The organism is Pseudoalteromonas sp. J2K-J031 (assembly GCF_058197095.2).
In genome coordinates this window covers 21,519-42,500 of sequence record NZ_CM200279.1, presented here as the reverse complement: position 1 = coordinate 42,500, position 20,982 = coordinate 21,519, and the positions used below count along the sequence as shown (strand labels likewise).

The window sequence follows — 20,982 nt, the reverse complement described above, 5'->3', positions numbered from 1 at the left end:
GTCCACTAACAGAAGAAGAACGAGTATTTTTAACCGTGTCGGCTCAAAATTATGTAAAACTCAAAAATGAGTATTTAGATGAATACTAAACTCGCTTAAAATTCTTGTGTGATGACAATTAAACCATTGTCATCATAATCTTCATCTTCTATTAGCTGCTCTGCTAATTCTTCATAATCAAATTTATATAATTCAAAATAGGCTAAAGCATCGCTTTTATTCTCTAATTTGAAATTAGCTAGCTCAATAACGCACTTTATTGACTGACCACAAAACATGGCACTAAACGTTAATTGCTGCAATTGCGCATCAAAGCTCACATCATCATTAAATAAAACCGCTTGATTCATTTTTATAGTACCTTTTGTTTTGCTAACAGCACCACTTGTTCTGCAGGCGGATAAACATTACGCCAAACAAAATAAGCCTCAGCTGCTTGCCCTATCAACATACCAATCCCATCTAACAGCATTGCATTTTCATTATGCTGTTTTGCCCAATCAAGAAAAATAGTGCCTACATCGCTGTAGACCATGTCATAAATAGCGCTCGCGGCTTCAATATGAACCGCTTTAAGATTGGGTAACACCCCTTCGATACTCGACGAAGTTGAATTAATTACAACATCAAAAGATGCGTCAGGTAACTCATCAAAACTACAATACTCTATCACGCCAAATTGGCTAAATAACTCTGCTAGTGTTTGCGCTTTAGCCTTAGTGCGATTGACGATAGTAATTTTTCGAGGCTGCTCTTGCAACAATGGCAGCAATACACCTCGGGCTGCACCTCCTGCCCCCATTAATAAAATATGCTGATCTTTTAAAGTGATATTGTGATTAAGCAAGTCACTCACTAAGCCTGCACCATCGGTGTTGTCACCATAAAGCCCGCCATTATTCAGGCGTTTTAAGGTATTGACCGCACCAGATACTTTGGCTCTCTCACTTAATTGCTGACACATGGCAAAAGCGCGTTCTTTAAATGGCATGGTCACATTGGCACCTAAGCCTTCGTCTGCGAAAAAAGCAGTGACTGTTGTTTCAAAGTGCTCTATTGGTGCTAAAATCGCCTGATACTGTAATTGCTCACCGAGTAATTGAGCAAACTTACAATGGATAGCAGGTGATTTAGAATGTTTGATTGGATTACCAAAAACTGCGTACTTATCCATTTAACCCTCGACCTTTAAACGATTGAATTTTATGAAGCAATTAATACAACGTATATTTACCAAACAACCAGCACAAAACAACCCTGTAGAAGCGCCGAATCCAGAAAAAACACCTTATGAATTAATGGGTGGCGAAGCTGGTGCCCGCGCGTTGGCAAATCGATTTTACGATATAATGGCCCAGGAAGCTTACACTAAACCTTTATATGATATGCACCCCCAACCTTTAGACCGCATTCGTCAGGTCTTTTTTGAGTTTTTATCAGGTTGGCTTGGTGGCCCAGATTTATTTGTCGAGAAACATGGCCACCCAATGCTGCGCAAACGTCATATGCCTTTTCCGATCGATCAAGATTTACGGGATCAGTGGATGTTTTGTATGAATAAAGCGCTTGATGAAGAAATTGATAACCCTCTTTTACGTGAAGGGCTTCGTCAATCGTTGGCGCAACTTGCGAGCCACATGATCAATCAGTAAGTAACCTGATCTCTGGATAATAAATTTATCTCCAGCGGCTACTTTCAATGCTAACGGCGTTGAATTTACTTACAATAGGCCAGCTATTGATGCGTAAATTCGCCTTGTTATCCTTAAAAGTTTCCAGCTACAGACTTGAAAAAACATTTACCAATTCACTATCAATACGTTAGTAAATCTCTTAACCAAAGCTCAGGTTAAGTATTATTGGCTGGAAACTCACAGCCCTTTGCGTTAAGTCAAAAACAATACTGCTAAAAAATGGATAATAACTTTTCGTGCTAAGAAGGGTTATTATTTATGCGTGCCATTTCAATTCAATATAAAATTTATGCTTTACTCGCCATGACTGGGTGCCTAGTGCTCATCGCTAGCATAATTAATGGTAGCCAGCAGCAACAGCATTTGGCGCAGCAAACCATAGAATCAAATATAAAGCTATTAGCCGATAATTATTTTGATTCGATTAATACCCTGATGCTCACCGGTACCATGAGTAATCGCAGTATTTTGACCGATAAAATTAATGATCATCCCAACATTGAAAGCGCGCACATTCTTCGCAGCGAACAAGTTAAAAAGCTTTATGGTTTAGGCGAAAAAGGTGAGCTTGCATACACATCGCAAGAAAAAGCCGCGCTAAGAGGCGAAGAACAATTGATCATCGAACAACTTAATAATCAACGTGTCCTAACCTATCTAAAACCTCTCGTTGCCAGTAGTGATTATAAAGGCACGAACTGCTTAGGTTGCCATCAAGCGCAAGAAGGTGATGTTCTTGGGGCTGTCAAAATAAGTTATTCTCTTGACGAAATAGACCAAGCAATTCAAAAAAACACCCTAATAAGTAGCTCTATGTTGGGCGCTATTTTTATCTGCGCCTTTGTTATCTTAGGTTTATTATTCAAACGGCTCTTTATTAACCGCTTAAAACAATTGGGTAAAACGATGCGTTTAGTGGCGCAAAACAAAGATTTGAGTCTAACCATTAATGATGAAACAAATGATGAACTTGGTCGTTTAGCCAGTAATTTTAATATTATGATGGCCAGCTTTAAATCAAATATGGGTCAAGTATCTGAATCATCGAAAGTATTAATCCACTGTGCAGAAAAAATATTTGCCGCTGCCGATACGACAGAACAAGCAATACTCGAACAAAAACAAGGAACAGATTCTGTAGCCGCAGCAATTAATGAGCTTGAATGTTCCTCAAGCGAGGTTAAAAACACCACTCACTTTGCCTCAGAAAAATCGGATGCTAGCAACCTGATGGCTGAACAAAGCATGGCAATTGCTGTACAAACCGAAACCAGCATCAATCAACTTGCAAGTGATGTGCGCCACGCAGCACAACAAGTAAGCCAACTACAAAGCCAAACGTTTGAGGTAGGCAAAGTTCTTGAAGTCATAAGCAGCATTGCTGAACAAACTAACTTGTTGGCCCTAAATGCCGCAATTGAAGCGGCAAGAGCGGGCTCTGCTGGGCGTGGCTTTGCGGTTGTGGCTGATGAGGTACGCACTTTAGCAACACGCACCCGAATTTCAACCGATGAAATTAAACGTACTATTGAGAAACTACAGCAAGAAGCCAAACAAACTGTAAAAACAATGAATAACTCGTGCCAAGAAGCGGATCAGCGCGCCATCCAAGTGAAAGATGTAGCACAAGCACTAAAAGCCATTTCAAATCAAATGTATGAAATTAATCAACTCAATGTGCAAATCGCGGATGCGACAGAACAACAAAATTTAGCGGCTGAAGAAATTAACCAAAGTGTGATTGCAATTAGAGATAACGCTGAGCGTTCTTTAGAGGATGCCTGTGATAGTAGAGTAGTCAGTGAACAGTTATTAATGTTAGCTCGGGAGCTCGATCAGCAAGTTCGAAACTTTAAACTGTGATGCAAAAAGGTTCAAAACACCTATGTTTTGAACCTCCACCACCACAAAGTAGCTAACTTAATTAGCTAACCAATCGCGGGGTTTTAAATACTCGTTATAAAGTACGGCTTCGGCTGATTCAGCCTCTGGTGAATAATTATACTCCCAACGAGCAAGCGGTGGCATCGACATTAAAATAGACTCAGTCCGCCCCCCTGTTTGCAAACCAAACAAGGTGCCACGATCCCAAACGAGGTTAAACTCAACATAACGACCGCGACGATAAAGTTGAAAGTCACGCTGCACCTCAGTAACTGGTGTCGCTTTTCGCTTTTCAATAATTGGCACATATGCGTCTAAAAAGCCATTACCCACCGCCTGCATAAAGGCAAAGCTTTTATCAAACCCCCACGCATTTAAGTCATCAAAAAACAGACCGCCGACGCCGCGGGTTTCACCACGATGTTTTAAATAAAAATACTCATCGCACCATTTTTTGTAATCATCATAAACCGTTTCACCAAATGGTGTGCAAAGATTTTTTGCCACTTGATGCCAATGTTTTACATCTTCCAGAACGGGGTAAAATGGCGTTAAATCAAACCCACCACCAAACCACCAAATCGGTGCTTCGCCTTCTTTTTCTGCGATGAAAAATCTCACATTGGCATGACTTGTCGGAATATGCGGGTTTTTAGGGTGGATCACTAATGATACCCCACAGGCATGAAAACTGCGCCCAGCTAACTCTGGCCGATGAGCTGTGGCCGATGCAGGCATCGACGCGCCAAATACATAAGAATAATTAACGCCACCTTGCTCAATCACAGCACCATTAGTCATAACTCGCGTACGACCGCCCCCGCCCTCAGTGCGCTGCCATGCATCTTCAACAAATTTAGCGCCACCATCAGCGTGCTCTAAACCCGCACAAATACGGTCTTGTAAGTCGAGTAAAAAAGATTTAACTGTTTCTAACGTTAAGTTTGCCATTAATTAGTCTCTAAATAATTGCCCTGTACGAGCGTCTTTAATTTGGCTTGGTTTTGTATTGCCACCTAATTTACCAGCAACATAATACGCAACATGATGTGTAAAAACAGCCTTTGCTTCATCGAGTGACATCACAGGGGCTTGCCCTGTTAAGTTTGCACTGGTTGATACCAAAGGCTTATTAAATTGCAGACAAAGCTGCTTCACCACCGGATGATTTGTTACCCGCACTGCAATAGTGTCATGTTGTCCAGTGAGCCATTTAGGCGCGGTTGACTTTGCAGGCATCACCCAAGTGACCGCCCCTGGCCACGCTGAAAAAATTTCAGCACGCTTATCCATTGGAATTTTTTCATCATCAACGTAAGGAAGTAACTGAGCATAATTATCAGCAATTAAAATCAACCCCTTTTCAACTGGGCGCTGTTTAAGTGCCAATAGTGCCATCACTGCACTTTCGTTATCGGGGTCACACCCTAAACCGTACACTGCTTCAGTGGGATAACAAATAACACCACCTTGTTCAAGTTTACGAATGCACTGAGTTAAATCATCATTTACAGACACTCATCACCCCTAAACTAAGAAACTTTCTGTTTAAAGCCGCAGGCCTTTTGAGGGCAAATATGGACTTTGCCACTGGCCATATTTTTTTCAAGCATGATGGCCCAACCACAAGATGGGCAAGACTCATCAACCGGTAAAAAATTGACTATGTACTTACAAGCCGGATAAGCATCGCAAGAATAAAATGTTTTTCCCGATTTGTTACTACGCTTTACAAGATGTGCTTTTTTACACTTAGGGCAAGTAGGAAGAGCCTCTTGCTCAGCCGGTTCATCATGAGCGATATAATGACAATCAGGGAAGCCTGTGCAACCAATAAACATACCATAGCGACCATTCTTTACTTCAAGTGGTCTACTGCATTCTGGGCAGGCGCTGTCAGTCAGTACCTTGAGAGATTCAACCTCATGCTCAACTAACGGCTTTGAATATTCACAACTAGGATAGCTCGCACAGCCAATAAATGGGCCTGTCTTGCTGTGCCGGATCACCAACTCTGAACCACACAAAGGGCAGATTTCATATTCTTTTTCTAAAGCATGTTCATGTGCTGAAAAAAGAGCATGATCGATTTTACTCATCAAGTTGCCTGTACTCGTTCAATTTGCGGTCAATATAATGCAGTAAATTGTTGGGTCAAGTAAAACCCAATAAAATAGGGGCAAAATGCCCCTATTTTATAAAAACCAAACAACTCGTTAGTTAGTGCAATAAAGTTGGTGGCTCGTCGAATAATAAGTCTTCCATTTGTGCATAGGCTTGCTCTTTACCTGGCACATTAAAAAGCACCATTAAAACAACCCATTTTAAGTCATCAAGCCCTATAAAAACTTTATCAAGATCGAGTAACCTATCAATCACCATCTCTCGGGTTTCACCATCTATCACACTAATTTGCTCTAAAAAAAGTAAAAAACCACGGCAAGTCACATCTAACTTGCTGCATTCAAACTCTGTATAAACGCGAACTGATTGTGCAGGTTTATTATTTAAATAAGGTAATTCATCACAGTGTTGCAACTCTGCAAGCTGCTCTAACCAATCGAGTGCTTTGTAAATTTCACCGCGATTAAAACCAGCCCGTAAAAGCTCATCCGTTAATTCACTGTGCTCTACATAAATCTCAGACTCACTGTGAATATAATTCTCAAACAAATACATGAGGATATCGAACATTTTAATCCCTCCTCAATTTTACATAACCACCCAATACGCGCTCTACGTCATTGGATAACTCAAGATCTAACAAACGAGTTAAAAGTTGCTCAATGGGAATGTTCGTTTTATTTGACAGCTCATCAACTGTCATTACGTCAAATCCTAGTTCAGATAATAAAGGTTCATCATCGTCACTTTGCACCTCTTCTTTACTATATAGACCGTTTTTGACAAAAAGACCTAACTCCTCAAAAATATCATCAATATTCTCAGTTAGTTTTGCGCCTTGTTTAATTAAAAAGTGACAGCCATGAGACAGCTCATTCAATACCGAACCTGGCACAGCAAAGACCTCTCTATTTTGTTCCAACGCATAACGAGCGGTAATCAAAGATCCACTTTTAAGCTCAGCCTCAACCACCAGCGTACCAAGGCTTAACCCAGAAATAATTCGATTTCGACGAGGAAAATTAACTGCTTGTGCCTTTGTGCCGGGCAAGAACTCACTGATAACTAAACCTTGCTCAGCTATTTTCGCCGCCAATAGTTGATTTCTTTTAGGATAAATAATATCCACCCCCGTTCCAAGCACTGCAATTGTTTTACCCGTGGCAGCTAAAGAACCTTTGTGCGCTGCAGCATCAATCCCCCCAGCCAAACCAGAAGTAACCGTGAGCCCTTGCTGATTTAATTGATATGCAAAATCACCCGCAATATGACAGCCATTAGGGGTTGCACTTCGACTCCCTACAATTGCCAACTGTGGCGATTGCAACAACGAAACGTTGCCACGGCAAAATAAAATAAGTGGAGCGGAGACAATTTCTTTTAATAAAGGAGGGTAAGCCGGATGGCTATAATAAATTGCAGTAATGTTTTGCTCAATAAGGTACTGCTCAAGCTTACAAATATAATGGAGATCAGGATTAAGTATCTGATGAATAACATCAGGTTTCAAACCCAATTGTCTTAATTGAGATTCTGATAAAAGCAGTAACTGATCTAATTCTATATGGTGCTTTAGCTTAAGTAATGTTTGAATTCCCAAGCCTTTACATAAATAAAAAACGAGCCAAATACGTAGCTCGTTTTTCTCAACTTCTAACATGCTCCCTCCTTAGAGCATTCGCATTAAAGGTCTACATTAATCGTATCCCCTAAACGAATTGGCATCAATGTTTCCATGATAATGGCGTAACTTAGATTGTTATAAACTTTAAAGACCATCAACTCACCTACTTTCTCTGAAGGTGTCGTCCACAATTTTTGATTTTGATTCGATTCACCAAACAACCCCTCAAAACTCGCACTCACTTTGTCATAACGAGAGGTATCTTCTAAGTATGTTGGCCCATTCTTTCCATCTATTACTTTAGGAGATGGACGGCGAATGTCCAAAACATGGCCTGGTTTTAACTGATTAAAACTACCACGATTTAAAATCACAACATCGTATTGGCTAAATTCGCGATAATCGTTTGTCGATGCAATAATACTGCCTGATATTCCGGCTTCTGGTCGCGTTAAATTAAAAAACGCGGGTAAAGATTGCCCTTCCATTGCAGGCATTAAAAAGTCACCCGCTTTGATTTCTTGTTTTACATTTTGCACACGAACAGATGCTGCTTCACCTTTTTGTACATCACCACTACGAAACGCTCTTGCTGTCCCCACTAGCTTTGCTTTGTGTGCTAATACAGCTTCAGACTCTGGATCAATATAAGCCTCACCTTTACGATAAATACCATAAAACTGACTCCGTTCCAGATCACCCTTTACATATAAAATGTGATCCACCGTCTGAGACTTAACCGCAACATTAGCACCTAAGATATATGGTTTTGTTGCAATTACGTCTTCATCAAGCGCTTGCTCATAAGATAAATAAGGGCGCAAAAATTCAAGTGGCACTGTTGGGATTGCATCGGCCTTTTTTAGGGTTTTTCTTACAGTAGGTGATAACTTTTTATATTTCTGATTCATCTGATTCATCACCAGCATAGGTTGGCCATCGGCGTCATATACCAACGTCAACATATCACCAGGGTAAATCAAGTGTGGGTTATCTATCTGAGGATTCATACGCCATAACTTTGGCCATAACCAAGGTTCGTCTAGATATATCTGAGAGATATCCCAGAGTGTGTCACCTTTTTTTACAACATATTGCTGCGGGGCATCTTTTTTTATAGTTAATACGTCTGCGATAGCAGGAAACACCATCGCCAATGCAAAAACCGTAGCTGTAAGCTTTTTAATCATGCTAGCTTCCTTGAGCTGTTTTTTATTATTCTTAATCTAAACCTGTAAAAGGTGACCAGTAATGGCTAAAATAAAAACATAACACAATCTTGTACTATACACATAACATTTAAAGGTAAATATGGCTTTTTTAGAAGTTTTACGCTTTCCTGATGAGCGACTGCGCACAATAGCAAAACCAGTTACACAAGTTGATGATTCTATTAAAAAGATTGTAGCTGATATGTTTGATACTATGTATGAAGAAAACGGTATCGGCTTAGCAGCGACTCAAGCTAACATTCACCTACGCATTGTAGTTATTGATGTCACAGAAGATAAATCTGACCAACTCGTTCTTATAAACCCTGAAATCACCCAAAAAGATGGCTCTACAATTAGTGAGGAAGGCTGCCTGTCAGTACCCAACTCTTATGCCAAAGTCGATAGAGCCGAAACAGTTACAGTGAAAGCCCTTAACATTGATGGCCAAGAGTTTTCATTAGATGCAGACGGCTTATTAGCCATTTGTATTCAACATGAACTCGACCACTTGCAAGGTAAACTGTTTGTTGATTACCTATCACCATTAAAACGTGACCGCATCCGCAAAAAATTAGAGAAAGAAGCCAAAATGGCAAGATAAGCCAACACCAACCAAAAAGTGAATATTCGAGTGACACAAGCATTACGCATAATTTTTGCGGGCACCCCAGATTTTGCAGCCCGCCACCTACAAGCTTTAATCGACTCTGAACATGACGTTGTTGCAGTTTATTGCCCACCCGACCGCCCAGCAGGACGAGGCAAAAAGCTCAAAGCCTGTGAAGTGAAAGAGCTCGCTGTAGCGCATGATATTAAGGTATTACAGCCCGCCAGTTTAAAAAGTACCGAAGTACAGCAAGAACTAGCTGCATTAAATGCTGACCTAATGGTTGTTGTCGCTTATGGCTTATTACTCCCAAAAGCTATTCTTGATACACCTAAATTTGGCTGCATAAATGTACACGGCTCTATTTTACCTCGCTGGCGCGGTGCAGCACCAATTCAACGAGCAATTTGGGCTGGCGATGCTGAATCAGGCGTGACAATCATGCAAATGGATGTTGGTTTAGATACTGGCGACATGCTGTCAATCGTTACTTGCCCTATCGCACCAGATGAAACAAGCACCAGCTTGTATGACAAGCTTGCACTGCTTGGGCCAAAAGCAATGATTGCAACTGTAAGCGATATTGCAAATGGAAAAGCTATTGCAACTAAACAAGACAATGATCAAGCTAATTACGCCAAAAAGCTTTCTAAAGAAGAAGCAAATATCGATTGGACTATGGCTGCTGACCAAATTGAGCGTAATGTTCGTTCATTTAACCCTTGGCCAATTTGCTTTACAGAATTTTCAGGCCATACAGTCAAAATTTGGCAAGCTGAAATCGTGAACCAACAAGGGCAAGCGGGCACCATTTTACAAGCCGACAAACACGGTATTGTGATTGCAACCACGCAGCACGCTCTTAAAATAACGCAACTCCAACCTGAAGGTAAAAAGCCGATGTCTGCTCAAGATTTTTTAAATGGCCGAGCCGATTGGGTCACCGTAGGCAGCAAGGCAGGTTTTATTAATGAATAATGTGCGCGCACTGGCAGCTGAAACACTCTATCAAGTTGTTGATCAAGGTTTATCTCTTAATCAAGTATTACCCGCTGCAGCGGCAAAAGTGGCTGTTAAAGAAAAAGCATTATTACAACAACTTTGTTATGGTGTGCTCAGACAACTACCCAGCCTAGAGCATTACTGTCGCACGTTACTCACCAAGCCACTTAAAGGAAAACAGCGTGTTTTTCAGTTTTTGCTGTATGTTGGCATTTACCAACTTCAGCACATGCGTACACCCGCGCATGCTGCGGTTGCTGAAACGGTTAACGCTTTACAAGCACTTCAAGCGCCGGGTTTAAAAGGACTCGTTAACGCAGTGCTGCGCAACTTTCAGCGTCAACAAGCTGAACTTGAAGCAGCTGCCAACCAAGTTGAGGTCTGTTTATATAATCATCCAGGTTGGTTTATCAAAGCAGTTCAAGAAGCATATCCCGAAAAGTGGCAAACCATTTTAGCAGCCAATCAACAGCAAGCACCTATGTGGTTACGCATAAACCATAGCCAATACAGCACAGAACAATACTTAGCATTACTAGCTAAGACCAATATTGTAGCCCGCAAAGTAGATGGTTTTTGTGATGCCGTACTTCTTGAAAAGCCGTGTGACGTATTTAGCTTACCAGGCTTTGCTGAAGGAGCGTGTTCAGTACAAGATGGTGCAGCTCAAATTGCAGCTCGCTTAATCGACCCGCAGGCTGAAGAGCGTATTTTAGACGCATGTGCAGCACCTGGTGGTAAAACCTGCCACATTTTAGAGTTAGCTGATAACCTTGCGGTTACAGCGCTCGATTGCGATGAGACTCGTTTAGCGCGCGTTCAAGAAAATTTATCGCGAATTGGCCTGACTGCGCAATTACTCTGTGCCGATGCAGCGAACCCAGATGCTTGGTGGGATCAAAACGCTTTCGATAAAATATTGCTCGATGTGCCTTGCTCAGCAACGGGTGTGATCCGTCGACATCCCGATATCAAATGGCTACGTAGGGCAGCCGATATAGAGCAACTTGCATTGTTGCAAAGCAGCATTTTAGATAAAATTTGGCCGTTACTTAAAGCAGGTGGCACACTTGTTTATGCAACATGCTCAGTTTTACCACAAGAAAATAAAGACCAAGTAAAAGCGTTTTTAGCGCGCACAGACGATGCTATCCATCAGCCTCTGCATGATTTAGATACGCAAGAGCAACCCGGCTGGCAGTTTTTACCTGAACTTACCGATGGTTTTTATTACGCAAAAATCACCAAGCGACTATAACAAATGGGCCTTTTAAAGGCCCTTTTAAAAGCGATAAAAATAAACCATGAAGATAATCATTTTAGGTGCAGGACAAGTGGGCGGCACACTCGCTGAAAACTTAGTGGGTGAGAAAAACGAAATTACGGTGGTGGATATCAATGCAGATAAACTGCGTGAGTTACAAGATAAATACGACTTACAAGTAGTGAATGGCCACAGCGCCCACCCAGAAGTTTTACGCCGTGCGGGCGCAGAAGATGCCGATATGATCATCGCCGTAACAAGCTCGGATGAAGTTAACATGGTGGCCTGCCAAGTCGCTTACAGTATTTTTAATACCCCAACAAAAATCGCCCGAATTCGCTCTGAGCAATACCTACGTTACAAAGAGCAACTGTTCCACAATCATGATTTACCGGTTGACCATTACATCGCCCCTGAACAACTCGTCACAAAATACATTCGTCGACTCATCGATTATCCAGGTGCATTACAAGTGCTGCAATTTGCAGAAGGCAAACTCTCGCTGGTTGCAGTAAAAGCCTATTATGGCGGCTTATTAGTCGGTTATGCTCTTTCGGCACTCAAAGAACACATCCCGAATGTCGAAACCCGTGTTGCAGCGATTTATCGCCAAGGCAAAGCGATTAAACCATTAGGTACAACCGTGATTGAAGCTGACGATGAAATATTCTTTATTGCGGCAACCAAGCATATTCGCGCCGTAATGAACGAACTGCAAAAACTCGAACGCTCGTATAAGAAAATTATGATTGCCGGCGGTGGTAATATTGGCGCGGGTTTAGCCCTCTCTCTCGAAAAAACCCACAGTGTCAAATTGATAGAACGTAATTTAGCCCGTGCTGAACAGCTATCAGGCATGTTACACAATACCGTGGTCTTTGCCGGTGATGCATCGGACCAAGAACTGCTTTCTGAAGAACACATAGAACAAGTTGATGTTTTTATTGCCGTAACAAACGACGACGAAGCCAATATTATGTCTGCTATGCTGGCCAAACGCATGGGCGCACAAAAAACAATGGTGCTGATCCAACGTGGTGCTTATGTCGATTTAGTACAAGGCGGCGAAATTGACATTGCTATCTCACCCCAGCAAGCAACCATTTCAGCCCTGTTAACCCATGTAAGACGCGGCGATATTGTGAACGTGTACTCATTACGAAAAGGTGCTGCAGAAGCGATTGAAGCTGTGGCGCATGGTGATGAAACAACCTCTAAAGTGGTTGGTCGCGCCATAGGTGATATTAAGCTACCTATTGGCACCACTATCGGTGCGATCGTGCGCAATGACGACGTTTTAATTGCTCATAATAGTACGGTGATCCAATCAGGTGATCATGTCATTATGTTTTTGATTGATAAAAAGCAAATTCATGTCGTTGAGAAGCTCTTTCAGGTTAGTGCTATTTTTATGTAACCCGATCACTAAAATGTAAAAGGCGAACACTGAGTTCGCCTTTTTTATTGTTGTTTGTTTGAAGTTAGTGCTCAATAGTGTTTGAGCTCATCCATGAAGCATCTCTCCTGTCGTCATCCATGACTCCACTTCGGACAGCTGCGAAGCTATGCTTCGGTCTTAGCTAGAAATAGTGTTTAAATTCATCCATGAAGCATCTCTCCTGTCGTCATCCATGACTCCACTTCGGACAGCTGCGAAGCTATGCTTCGGTCTGTCCTCACCCACGCCAAAATGTAGGGGTAAACAAGACTAATAAAGTAAATATTTCTAAACGGCCAAAGACCATCGCAAGGGTTAAAATCCATTTAGCGCTATCGGTGATATCACCATAATGGGCAGCAACATCACCTAACCCTGGGCCTAAGTTATTTAAACACGCTGCGGTTGCTGAAAACGCCGTAATGTTATCAAGGCCAGTGCCCATCAGCATCAACATGATAATGACAAACACCAACGCATAAGCAGAGAAAAATCCCCACACGGCTTCAATCACTTTATCTGGTAATGCTTTACGCCCCAATTTAATTGAATAAATAGCCCTAGGATGCACTAAACGGTTCAGCTCTCTCACGCCTTGTAGATATAATAAAAAGACTCGAACAACTTTCATTCCACCACCGGTCGACCCAGCACATCCACCAATAAAACTCGAAAAAACAAGTAAAATAGGCAAAAACAGTGGCCAAGCTGAAAAGTTATCGGTAGCAAATCCTGCGGTAGTACTCATAGATACGGCCTGAAACATCGCCTGATCTAAGGTTTGATCGGCCGTTTCATAGACCCCTTCAGACGATAACACGCTAAAACATAACAATATAAGTACAGCTTGAATCCCCAAAAACACTTTAAATTCAGGATCTCGCAAATAGACTTTTAAGTTACGACTTGCAACAGCGGCATAGTGCAGCGAAAAATTAATTGCGGCTATTATTAAAAAGAATACACAAATAAAGTTAATAAGTGGGCTATTAAAATACCCCATTGATGCGTCATACGTCGAAAATCCACCTATTGCAATCGTCGAAAACGCATGACAAATCGCATCAAACCAATCCATGCCAGCAGCCCAGTATGCTGTTGAACATGCAACCGTTAACGATACATAAATATACCAAAGGTGTTTTGCGGTATCGGCAATACGAGGCGTCATTTTAGAGTCTTTAACAGGCCCTGGCGTCTCTGCACGGTAAAGTTGCATACCACCAACACCTAGCATTGGCAGTACCGCAACCGCTAAAACGATGATCCCCATTCCGCCTAACCATTGTAACTGCTGACGATAAAACAGCACCGCTTTAGGCAAAAATTCAATTCCTGTTAAAACTGTCGCACCCGTGGTGGTTAACCCAGAGAAGGATTCAAAAATAGCATCCGCAAGAGACAGCTTTGGCGCATCTAAAAAAACGAGGGGTAAAGATGCAAACGCGCCAAGTACTAACCAAAATAGCACCACAATTAAAAAGCCTTCACGCGCTTTTAAATCGCCATTTTGACGACGGTTTGGGTAATAAGCGATAAGCCCTATCACCAAACTAAATACAAATGCCAAAACAAAAGGCACACCACCACCATCTTTATAAATTAACGAGACTAACGCCGGTGGGATCATTGTGATGCTAAACATAGCCACCAGCTGACCGAGTATTTTAATTATGGTACGAAACTGCATGTGTATTGTGATCCCTGATTACAATTTGATTATTGTCTTATGGTTTGATTTTCAACTCAACCGCACCGTGGCTAATTTCAAAAATATCCTTTATCGCATCATCAGCTTGGCGAGCATCAATGGTAATCTGCCACAAAACTACATCGGCATAGTGTTTTTCTATGTTAAATACTTGATAGGCACTATTAAATCGCTGTTCAATTTGACCTTGTTGATGATAATTACTTTGACCGAACAATTGTACCTTTGGCACCTGCATTAATGTTGGTAAGTTTTTTAACGCATTATTTAAACTACCGCCATAAGCGCGCACTAAACCACCGGTACCAAGCTTTATCCCACCAAAATAACGGGTCACCACGGCGGTAATTTCACCCAGTCCTGAACCGACTAATACGTTCAACATCGGCTTGCCTGCGGTTCCATTCGGTTCGCCATCATCCGAAAAACCCAGCACATGACTCCCATTTGGCGCACCCGCAATATGCGCCCAGCAATTATGGTTTGCATCTGCGTATTTATGCTCAATATTTTTTATAAATTTTTTCGCACTCATTAAATCGGGTGTGTGTGCTATGTGTACGATAAACGTACTTTTTTTAATATCTTCTTGGTAGAACAAATCGGATGCTGGATATGGATACTCTAAACTCATTCGGCTCACTTAGATAAAAAAAGAGCCTTGCGGCTCTTTTTATTCTAACGTAATTATTTACGCTAAATTAAGGTTTCTTGTCATATTTTCATTGTGATCGGCATAAACAATCACGTTATCCTCAATACGTATTCCACCATAAGGCTTAAAGGCTTCTACCTTTTCCCAATTGATGTACTGCGTATTGTCGGTTTGTGCAAGCTCGCTCAATAACGAATCAATGAAATACAATCCCGGTTCAATCGTAAACACTTGGTTTGATTCAATAATACGCGTACAACGTAAGAATGGATGCCCAGGAGGAGCCGGTTGATGTGTACCGCGCTCATCGGCCATAAACCCGCCCATATCATGTACTTGCAGTCCTAAATGATGGCCCAAACCATGCGGGAAAAAAGTGCTCGTGATACCTTTTTCGATAATCGCGTCAGCAGATAACATTACAATACCAAAATCACTGAGTATTTGTGCAATGCCTTGGTGGCATTTTACATGTAACTCACCATATTTAAGTCCTGGTTTTAAACCTGCACATAACACTTGCTGTAATTCATTTACCGCACTAATTAATTTTGCAAATTCACCTTGTGGATTAAAGTCATACGTTCGAGTGATATCAGCGGCATAACCATGAAAACTGGCACCCGCATCAATTAAAAACGATATGCTTTTTTCAGGCGCACGTCGCTCAAGCTTGGTGTAGTGTAAAATTGCACAGTTATGATTTAATGCAACAATATTGCCATAAGGCATTTCGTTTTCAGTTTGACGGGTTGCCATCAAATAAGCATGTTGGATATCATACTCTGAGCCACCTTCATAAAACTTTGCTTTTGCAGCCTCATGACCCAATACCGCGATGCGATTTGCTTCACGCAAACATGCCAGCTCATATTGTGTTTTATAAGCACGGTGATAATGAAAGTAGTTTAATACTGGCTCAGGGTTTATTTCATTAAAACCAAGTGCACGCGCAACTTCTAAATACTCACCAATATAGGCAAACTTAGCTTTGTCGTATGGTAGTAGTTTTTCAACTTGATCGGGAATGAGTAATAACTCGATATCAAAAAATTCAGCCCAAAAATCACTTGGCTCATCAGGTACTTTATGCCAAAAATCAACCGGACGATAAAAAATAAGCTTTGGTTTATCAATACCATTTACCACCAACCAACAATGAGGATTATCGATCACAGGTAACCAAGCTTTAAAATGAGGATTTACTTTAAACGGATAATCCATATCATCTAAAAATTGACGCTTCGCCTGCCCAGAATGAATGACTAATCCATCTAGCCCTTCAAGAGTTAAAATAGTGCGCGTTCTTGCTTGAATTGTTGTTATATGTTCACCATATAACGCCGCTAATTTATCCATGATAAGACCATCTTTTCTTTTATAAAGTTGCACACATAATAACATAGACTAACTGCTTTGTTAGCCACCGCTATTTTTGGATTTTCATTTTGACTAAGTCATCAAATAAGTTATCAGCAAAACCAAATCGAGTATGGTAAACCTGACGATACGCAAACACATTTTTGACATAATCACGTGTCTCTCGATATGGAATACCTTCAACCCAAAGATCAAAGTCCACCGCTTCTTTTGGCAACCATTTGGCAACGCGAGAATAGCCTGCATTATATGATGCTGTAGCAATCACCTCGTTTCCTTTCGCTTTTTGTTTTAAATATTTTAAATATTCATTACCCAGTCTAACGTTAACTTTTGGGTCGTACAGTTTTATGCGCGACACGCTGCCTTTGTTGACGTAGCTGGCGGTAGAGGGTAATAGTTGCATTAAGCCATATGCGCCTGCAGAAGAACTTGCATTAGCAGCAAACGAGCTTTCGCGCCTTGCAATCGCGTAGCTCCAAGCTATATCAATGTCGCTGCGTTTACTGTAACGCTCAAATAACTCTTCATAGGCCAGTGGGAAACGTAAATCTAGGTGATGATAACGTTCAATCTGAGCCAAGGTGATGATAACGCTATCATGCCACCCCTCTTTATGCGCCAAACTCGCCGCAGCTAACTTTTCATCATCTGTCGATGACTTGAGTAAATAATTCCACTCTCGCTTACCTGATGTGGTTCGCTCCATTTCAAAAAATGCTTTCGCACGCAAAAAGCCTGGCGACTGCTGAACACTTTTAATCAGTGCCTGCTCTACATTAAGCGCTTGCTCTTGTAATGTGACAGCTATCCCCAAACGAGCCGCAGCCAAAAAGCCATAATAGTCGCGTTTTGTTGCCAACTCTTGCCACACTTGTGTTGATTTCTGCGCTTCACCTTGTTGCAATAAAGCATAACCAAGCCAGTAAAGCTGGCCATTACTTAGCTTTTTATCTGTAAAATAGGCAATAATCCCTGGCCAATCCTGTAACTGAAGCAAATTGGTCAATTGCCATTGCATTAACGCATCATCATGATGCTCATTAGGTACTTTATTAAGCCAAAATTTTCCTTGTGCATGCTGTTTAGAAGCTAGCGCTAAAGCAAATGAATAATAAACTTCATTTTTTTGTGATTCTGAAAATGTAAATTTTTGCTCGAGTTTATCCCATGCACGAATAGCAAGGTCTTCATCACGCCATATTAAACGACGAATCCCATAAATTGCGATTTGCGCTTCTTTTTCTGAACCATGTTTAAAGCGATAAATCCCAGCCGTCGCCGATGGATCTTTGCGCACGGTATAATAAAGGTCGCCAAGGTATTGTTCATGAGTTGGTAATTGTTTTTCTAGATAGGGGATCAAAGAATACTGACCTTTTTCAGCAACCATGCTGAGTCGTTGCCAAATTAACTCTTGGCTCATGTAACCTTTTTTATGCCAAAGTGAAAACAAACTATCACACGCTTTAGGCTGAGATTTCTCAACCAACCAAAGATCTGTCACTTGATTTAAAATTGCAGCTTCAGGGGCCCCTAAATCAAGTTGATAACGCAAATGAGTACAGCTGAGTTCAGCGTCACTTGTGTCTTTGTAATACTTAATGAAAAGTGTTTTATCCCGCCTTTTCATCAAATACTCAAGCCACGTTTTACGCAATGGCCATTCCAAAGGTGTACCTTCATACACATCTAAGAATCGTTCAACTTCCTTTTCATTACTCAGCTTTGGGTGGTGTTTAAGAAATGCTAATTGCACATAAGGCTTCAGAGGATGATCAAGCTGTTCGAATGCCTGCTGGTAATTGTTTACATTGCCTGAGCGAGCAATTTTTTCAGCTTTAATAAAATCATTATGATTATCTGATGAGGAAAAACAAACACTTGAGAAAAAAAACGAGCACAACGTCACAATGCGCAGTCCTCGTGGATGTAAATGCATTAAAGTGATCCTTACTGTTAGTGCGACCAAGTAAAAAAGAGATTTAAACAAGCAATCTGTTGACCGAGCTAGCTTGCTTGTAAGCTCTACCTTTTGCAAGATTTCTCGATAAAAATAAATAAGTTCGACTACCCTATATAACAGGTTCAAGCTGTTATTTTTTAACCAGATGTAAGCAATTCACTAAAATTTAATTGCATTTTAAATTTAAAGCAGGCAATCTGCGTAAAAAGCACACTCATCGTACCAGTTGAGTTTGATAACTAGGGAGACATAGTTAATGTTATTTAAGAGTGATTCCTTCGAGGTTTCTTTTATTAAAGAAAACATCGCCGAGTTTAAATTTTGTGTACCCGGCCCAGTTAATAAATTATCTCAGCAGACCCTGCAAGAATGTGGTCAAGCCTTAGCTGAGCTCGCCAACAACCCTGATATCAAAGGTATGGTGTTCACCAGTAATAAAGATCACTTTATTATCGGCGCCGATATTTTTGAGTTTTTACCGACCTTTGATAAGCCAGAAGCTGAATTAGTTCAGTGGATTAAAAATGCCACTGATGTTTTTGATCAATTAGAAGACTTACCTTTCCCTACCATTTCTGCCGTAAATGGCATGGCTTTAGGGGGTGGTTGTGAATGGGTATTAGCAACCGATTACCGTATTGCAGCACCAGACTTAAAGCTAGGATTGCCAGAAGTTAAACTTGGCATCATGCCGGGCTTTGGTGGTACGGTGCGTTTACCGCGTATTATTGGTGCTGATAATGCCATGACATGGATCACCACCGGCAAAGAACATCGCGCAGACGAAGCCCTAAAAATTGGCGCCGTTGATGCCGTTGTAGCCAATGACAAGCTTATAAACAGCGCTGTAAAAATGCTGGAACAGGCGATTACAGGCAAGCTTAATTGGCAAGCCAAGCGCCAAGAAAAACTACAACCATTAAAAATGAATCGTGTTGAACAAGGCATGAGTTTTGCGATGGCTGAAGGCATGGTTTACGCACAAACTAAAGGTCACTACCCATCACCAATGATGGCCGTTAAAACCATTAAAGCAGCAGCAAATCATGGCCGTGCTGAAGCAATGGCTATTGAAAATGCTAACTTTGCAAAACTAGCAAAAACACCTGAAGCGGCAGCGCAAGTAGGTATCTTCTTAGCGGATCAATTTATTAAATCTAAAGCACGTAAACTTGCTAAAGGTCACTCAACTGACATTAAACAAGCTGCGGTATTAGGCGCGGGTATTATGGGAGGCGGTATTGCATACCAGTCAGCCTACAAAGGCGTGCCTATTATCATGAAAGATATTCAGCCTGCAGCGCTTGATTTAGGAATGAATGAAGCCTCGAAGATTTTAGGCAAGCAGCTTGAACGTGGCCGTTTAACGCTCGATAAAATGGTTAAAACCCTTGGCGCAATCAAACCTACACTTAACGATGCTGACCTACAAAGTGCTGATATCGTTGTAGAAGCTGTGGTTGAAAATCCAAAAATTAAACAAGCAGTACTTGCAAAACTTGAAGCTGATATGCCAGAAAATACGGTACTGACTTCTAATACTTCAACTATTTGTATTGATGTACTAGCCAGCGCACTGAAAAAACCAGAAAACTTCTGTGGTATGCATTTTTTCAACCCAGTTCACAGAATGCCTTTGGTAGAAATTATTCGTGGTAGCAAAACCTCAGATGCGACAATCAATGCTGTGGTTGATTACGCCCTGAAACTGGGTAAATCACCAATCGTAGTGAATGATTGCCCAGGCTTTTTTGTAAATCGTGTTTTATTCCCTTACTTTGCAGGTTTTAACCAATTAGTTGTCGAAGGTGTTAACTTTGCTAAAGCGGATAAAGTGATGGAAAACGTGTTTGGCTGGCCAATGGGCCCTGCTTATTTACTTGATGTAGTCGGCTTAGATACCGCGCATCATTGTACAGACGTTATGGCTGATGGTTTCCCTGCCCGTATGGCTCGCCAAGAAAAAGACCCAGTTGCCGTATTAGCTGCAGCAAATCGTTTTGGTCAGAAAAATGGCAAAGGTTTTTATCAATATCAAATGGATAAAAAAGGCCGCCCACAGAAAAAAACAGATGCAGATGCGCTTGAGTTGTTAAGTGGGGTATGTGCTGCTGAAAAAGAATTTAGCAAAGAAGAAATCATTGACCGTTGTATGATCCCAATGCTGAATGAAGTGCTGTTATGTTTACAAGAAAACATCGTCGCTTCACCACAAGAAGCTGATATGGCGCTTATTTATGGTTTAGGTTTCCCTCCATTCAGAGGCGGTGCATTCCGTTATTTAGACCAAATTGGTTTAGCTAACTTTGTAGCTAAAGCAGACCAATACGCCCATTTAGGTGCTATTTTCCAAGTCTCAGATCAAACACGTCAATGGGCAGAAGCAGGACGTAAATTTTATCAGGTAGAGGGCCAATAA

At 41.3% G+C, this 20,982-nt stretch carries 20 protein-coding genes (1 of these 20 cut by a window edge); 8 read left to right on the top strand and 12 right to left on the bottom strand.

Translation table 11 applies throughout. The features are described 5' to 3' along the window. Positions 1-89, top strand: the 3' portion of a protein-coding gene (locus AC3KZC_RS00200) for a gamma carbonic anhydrase family protein (RefSeq protein WP_490579718.1). It extends 445 nt beyond the left edge of the window; only the last 89 of its 534 coding nucleotides appear in the window; its start codon lies off the left edge, out of view; the stop codon is at positions 87-89. 6 nt (positions 90-95) lie between these two features. Here the strand turns inward: AC3KZC_RS00200 and AC3KZC_RS00195 are convergent, their stop codons facing one another. Beyond that, positions 96-350 (bottom strand): DUF1488 family protein, encoded by a 255-nt coding sequence (locus AC3KZC_RS00195; RefSeq protein WP_490579719.1) that lies wholly within the window; start codon positions 348-350, stop codon positions 96-98. A 2-nt stretch (positions 351-352) separates the two neighbouring features. Beyond that, the gene (gene aroE, locus AC3KZC_RS00190; protein WP_490579720.1) at positions 353-1,174 is read right to left on the bottom strand and encodes a shikimate dehydrogenase; all 822 of its coding nucleotides are present in this window, start codon (positions 1,172-1,174) and stop codon (positions 353-355) included. A 31-nt stretch (positions 1,175-1,205) separates the two neighbouring features. On the opposite strand from aroE, the gene AC3KZC_RS00185 reads away from it, so the two are divergent. Together AC3KZC_RS00185 and AC3KZC_RS00180 are read left to right on the top strand one after the other, a co-directional pair. After that, positions 1,206-1,652, top strand: a complete 447-nt coding sequence (locus AC3KZC_RS00185) for a group II truncated hemoglobin (RefSeq protein ID WP_490579721.1) — start codon at positions 1,206-1,208, stop codon at positions 1,650-1,652. Between the two features lie 300 nt (positions 1,653-1,952). Then, positions 1,953-3,557 carry a methyl-accepting chemotaxis protein gene (locus AC3KZC_RS00180; protein WP_490579722.1) on the top strand — a complete coding sequence of 535 codons (1,605 nt, stop codon included), beginning with the start codon at positions 1,953-1,955 and terminating at the stop codon, positions 3,555-3,557. Between the two features lie 57 nt (positions 3,558-3,614). Here AC3KZC_RS00180 and hemF read toward each other — a convergent pair whose 3' ends face one another. From hemF to AC3KZC_RS00150, 6 genes are all read right to left on the bottom strand, one after another. Further along, complete coding sequence (hemF, locus tag AC3KZC_RS00175; protein WP_490579723.1) at positions 3,615-4,529, bottom strand: oxygen-dependent coproporphyrinogen oxidase; 915 nt, start codon at positions 4,527-4,529, stop codon at positions 3,615-3,617. A gap of 3 nt (positions 4,530-4,532) precedes the next feature. Then, positions 4,533-5,096, bottom strand: a complete 564-nt coding sequence (gene tsaC, locus AC3KZC_RS00170) for an L-threonylcarbamoyladenylate synthase type 1 TsaC (protein WP_490579724.1) — start codon at positions 5,094-5,096, stop codon at positions 4,533-4,535. A gap of 14 nt (positions 5,097-5,110) precedes the next feature. Continuing rightward, positions 5,111-5,677: a DNA topoisomerase family protein gene (locus AC3KZC_RS00165; RefSeq protein WP_490579725.1), complete on the bottom strand. Its 567-nt coding sequence runs from the start codon at positions 5,675-5,677 to the stop codon at positions 5,111-5,113. 121 nt (positions 5,678-5,798) lie between these two features. Continuing rightward, positions 5,799-6,272, bottom strand: a complete 474-nt coding sequence (locus AC3KZC_RS00160) for a DUF494 family protein (protein WP_490579726.1) — start codon at positions 6,270-6,272, stop codon at positions 5,799-5,801. 1 nt (position 6,273) lies between these two features. Next, the gene (dprA, locus tag AC3KZC_RS00155; RefSeq protein ID WP_490579727.1) at positions 6,274-7,362 is read right to left on the bottom strand and encodes a DNA-processing protein DprA; all 1,089 of its coding nucleotides are present in this window, start codon (positions 7,360-7,362) and stop codon (positions 6,274-6,276) included. 23 nt (positions 7,363-7,385) lie between these two features. Continuing rightward, on the bottom strand, positions 7,386-8,516 hold the full coding sequence (locus AC3KZC_RS00150) for a LysM peptidoglycan-binding domain-containing protein (protein WP_490579728.1): 1,131 nt from the start codon (positions 8,514-8,516) through the stop codon (positions 7,386-7,388). 121 nt (positions 8,517-8,637) lie between these two features. On the opposite strand from AC3KZC_RS00150, the gene def reads away from it, so the two are divergent. From def to trkA, 4 genes are read left to right on the top strand one after another with little or no spacing between them, the layout of a single operon-like run. After that, entirely contained in the window at positions 8,638-9,141 is a 504-nt protein-coding gene (gene def / locus AC3KZC_RS00145; protein WP_490579729.1) for a peptide deformylase, read from the top strand. Between the two features lie 30 nt (positions 9,142-9,171). Beyond that, on the top strand, positions 9,172-10,125 hold the full coding sequence (fmt, locus tag AC3KZC_RS00140) for a methionyl-tRNA formyltransferase (protein ID WP_490579730.1): 954 nt from the start codon (positions 9,172-9,174) through the stop codon (positions 10,123-10,125). Beyond that, positions 10,118-11,407, top strand: coding sequence for a 16S rRNA (cytosine(967)-C(5))-methyltransferase RsmB (gene rsmB, locus AC3KZC_RS00135; RefSeq protein ID WP_490579731.1), 1,290 nt, complete (start codon positions 10,118-10,120; stop codon positions 11,405-11,407). Before fmt ends, rsmB begins: the two co-directional genes overlap by 8 nt. Positions 11,408-11,453: 46 nt before the next feature. Beyond that, positions 11,454-12,830, top strand: a complete 1,377-nt coding sequence (trkA, locus tag AC3KZC_RS00130; protein WP_490579732.1) for a Trk system potassium transporter TrkA — start codon at positions 11,454-11,456, stop codon at positions 12,828-12,830. 259 nt (positions 12,831-13,089) lie between these two features. Here the strand turns inward: trkA and AC3KZC_RS00125 are convergent, their stop codons facing one another. From AC3KZC_RS00125 to AC3KZC_RS00110, 4 genes are all read right to left on the bottom strand, one after another. Next, positions 13,090-14,541: a TrkH family potassium uptake protein gene (locus AC3KZC_RS00125; protein ID WP_490579733.1), complete on the bottom strand. Its 1,452-nt coding sequence runs from the start codon at positions 14,539-14,541 to the stop codon at positions 13,090-13,092. 37 nt (positions 14,542-14,578) lie between these two features. After that, positions 14,579-15,196: a YigZ family protein gene (locus AC3KZC_RS00120; protein ID WP_490579734.1), complete on the bottom strand. Its 618-nt coding sequence runs from the start codon at positions 15,194-15,196 to the stop codon at positions 14,579-14,581. Positions 15,197-15,253: 57 nt separating this feature from the next. Further along, complete coding sequence (pepQ, locus tag AC3KZC_RS00115) at positions 15,254-16,576, bottom strand: Xaa-Pro dipeptidase (protein ID WP_490579735.1); 1,323 nt, start codon at positions 16,574-16,576, stop codon at positions 15,254-15,256. Positions 16,577-16,646: 70 nt separating this feature from the next. Beyond that, a complete protein-coding gene (locus tag AC3KZC_RS00110; RefSeq protein WP_490579736.1) occupies positions 16,647-18,539 on the bottom strand; it encodes a transglycosylase SLT domain-containing protein in 1,893 nt (630 codons plus the stop codon). A 280-nt stretch (positions 18,540-18,819) separates the two neighbouring features. Between AC3KZC_RS00110 and fadB the strand changes: the two genes are divergently transcribed. After that, positions 18,820-20,982: a fatty acid oxidation complex subunit alpha FadB gene (gene fadB, locus AC3KZC_RS00105; RefSeq protein WP_490579737.1), complete on the top strand. Its 2,163-nt coding sequence runs from the start codon at positions 18,820-18,822 to the stop codon at positions 20,980-20,982.

Coding starts and splice junctions, on each gene's coding strand:
- AC3KZC_RS00180 (WP_490579722.1), top strand. CDS start 1,953: ATGCGTGCCATTTCAATTCAATATAAAATTTATGCTTTACTCGCCATG.
- def (WP_490579729.1), top strand. CDS start 8,638: ATGGCTTTTTTAGAAGTTTTACGCTTTCCTGATGAGCGACTGCGCACA.
- pepQ (WP_490579735.1), bottom strand. CDS start 16,576: ATGGATAAATTAGCGGCGTTATATGGTGAACATATAACAACAATTCAA.
- AC3KZC_RS00110 (WP_490579736.1), bottom strand. CDS start 18,539: ATGCATTTACATCCACGAGGACTGCGCATTGTGACGTTGTGCTCGTTT.
- trkA (WP_490579732.1), top strand. CDS start 11,454: ATGAAGATAATCATTTTAGGTGCAGGACAAGTGGGCGGCACACTCGCT.
- fadB (WP_490579737.1), top strand. CDS start 18,820: ATGTTATTTAAGAGTGATTCCTTCGAGGTTTCTTTTATTAAAGAAAAC.
- rsmB (WP_490579731.1), top strand. CDS start 10,118: ATGAATAATGTGCGCGCACTGGCAGCTGAAACACTCTATCAAGTTGTT.
- hemF (WP_490579723.1), bottom strand. CDS start 4,529: ATGGCAAACTTAACGTTAGAAACAGTTAAATCTTTTTTACTCGACTTA.
- AC3KZC_RS00195 (WP_490579719.1), bottom strand. CDS start 350: ATGAATCAAGCGGTTTTATTTAATGATGATGTGAGCTTTGATGCGCAA.
- AC3KZC_RS00120 (WP_490579734.1), bottom strand. CDS start 15,196: ATGAGTTTAGAGTATCCATATCCAGCATCCGATTTGTTCTACCAAGAA.
- AC3KZC_RS00125 (WP_490579733.1), bottom strand. CDS start 14,541: ATGCAGTTTCGTACCATAATTAAAATACTCGGTCAGCTGGTGGCTATG.
- AC3KZC_RS00185 (WP_490579721.1), top strand. CDS start 1,206: ATGAAGCAATTAATACAACGTATATTTACCAAACAACCAGCACAAAAC.
- dprA (WP_490579727.1), bottom strand. CDS start 7,362: ATGTTAGAAGTTGAGAAAAACGAGCTACGTATTTGGCTCGTTTTTTAT.
- aroE (WP_490579720.1), bottom strand. CDS start 1,174: ATGGATAAGTACGCAGTTTTTGGTAATCCAATCAAACATTCTAAATCA.
- AC3KZC_RS00150 (WP_490579728.1), bottom strand. CDS start 8,516: ATGATTAAAAAGCTTACAGCTACGGTTTTTGCATTGGCGATGGTGTTT.
- AC3KZC_RS00165 (WP_490579725.1), bottom strand. CDS start 5,677: ATGAGTAAAATCGATCATGCTCTTTTTTCAGCACATGAACATGCTTTA.
- AC3KZC_RS00160 (WP_490579726.1), bottom strand. CDS start 6,272: ATGTTCGATATCCTCATGTATTTGTTTGAGAATTATATTCACAGTGAG.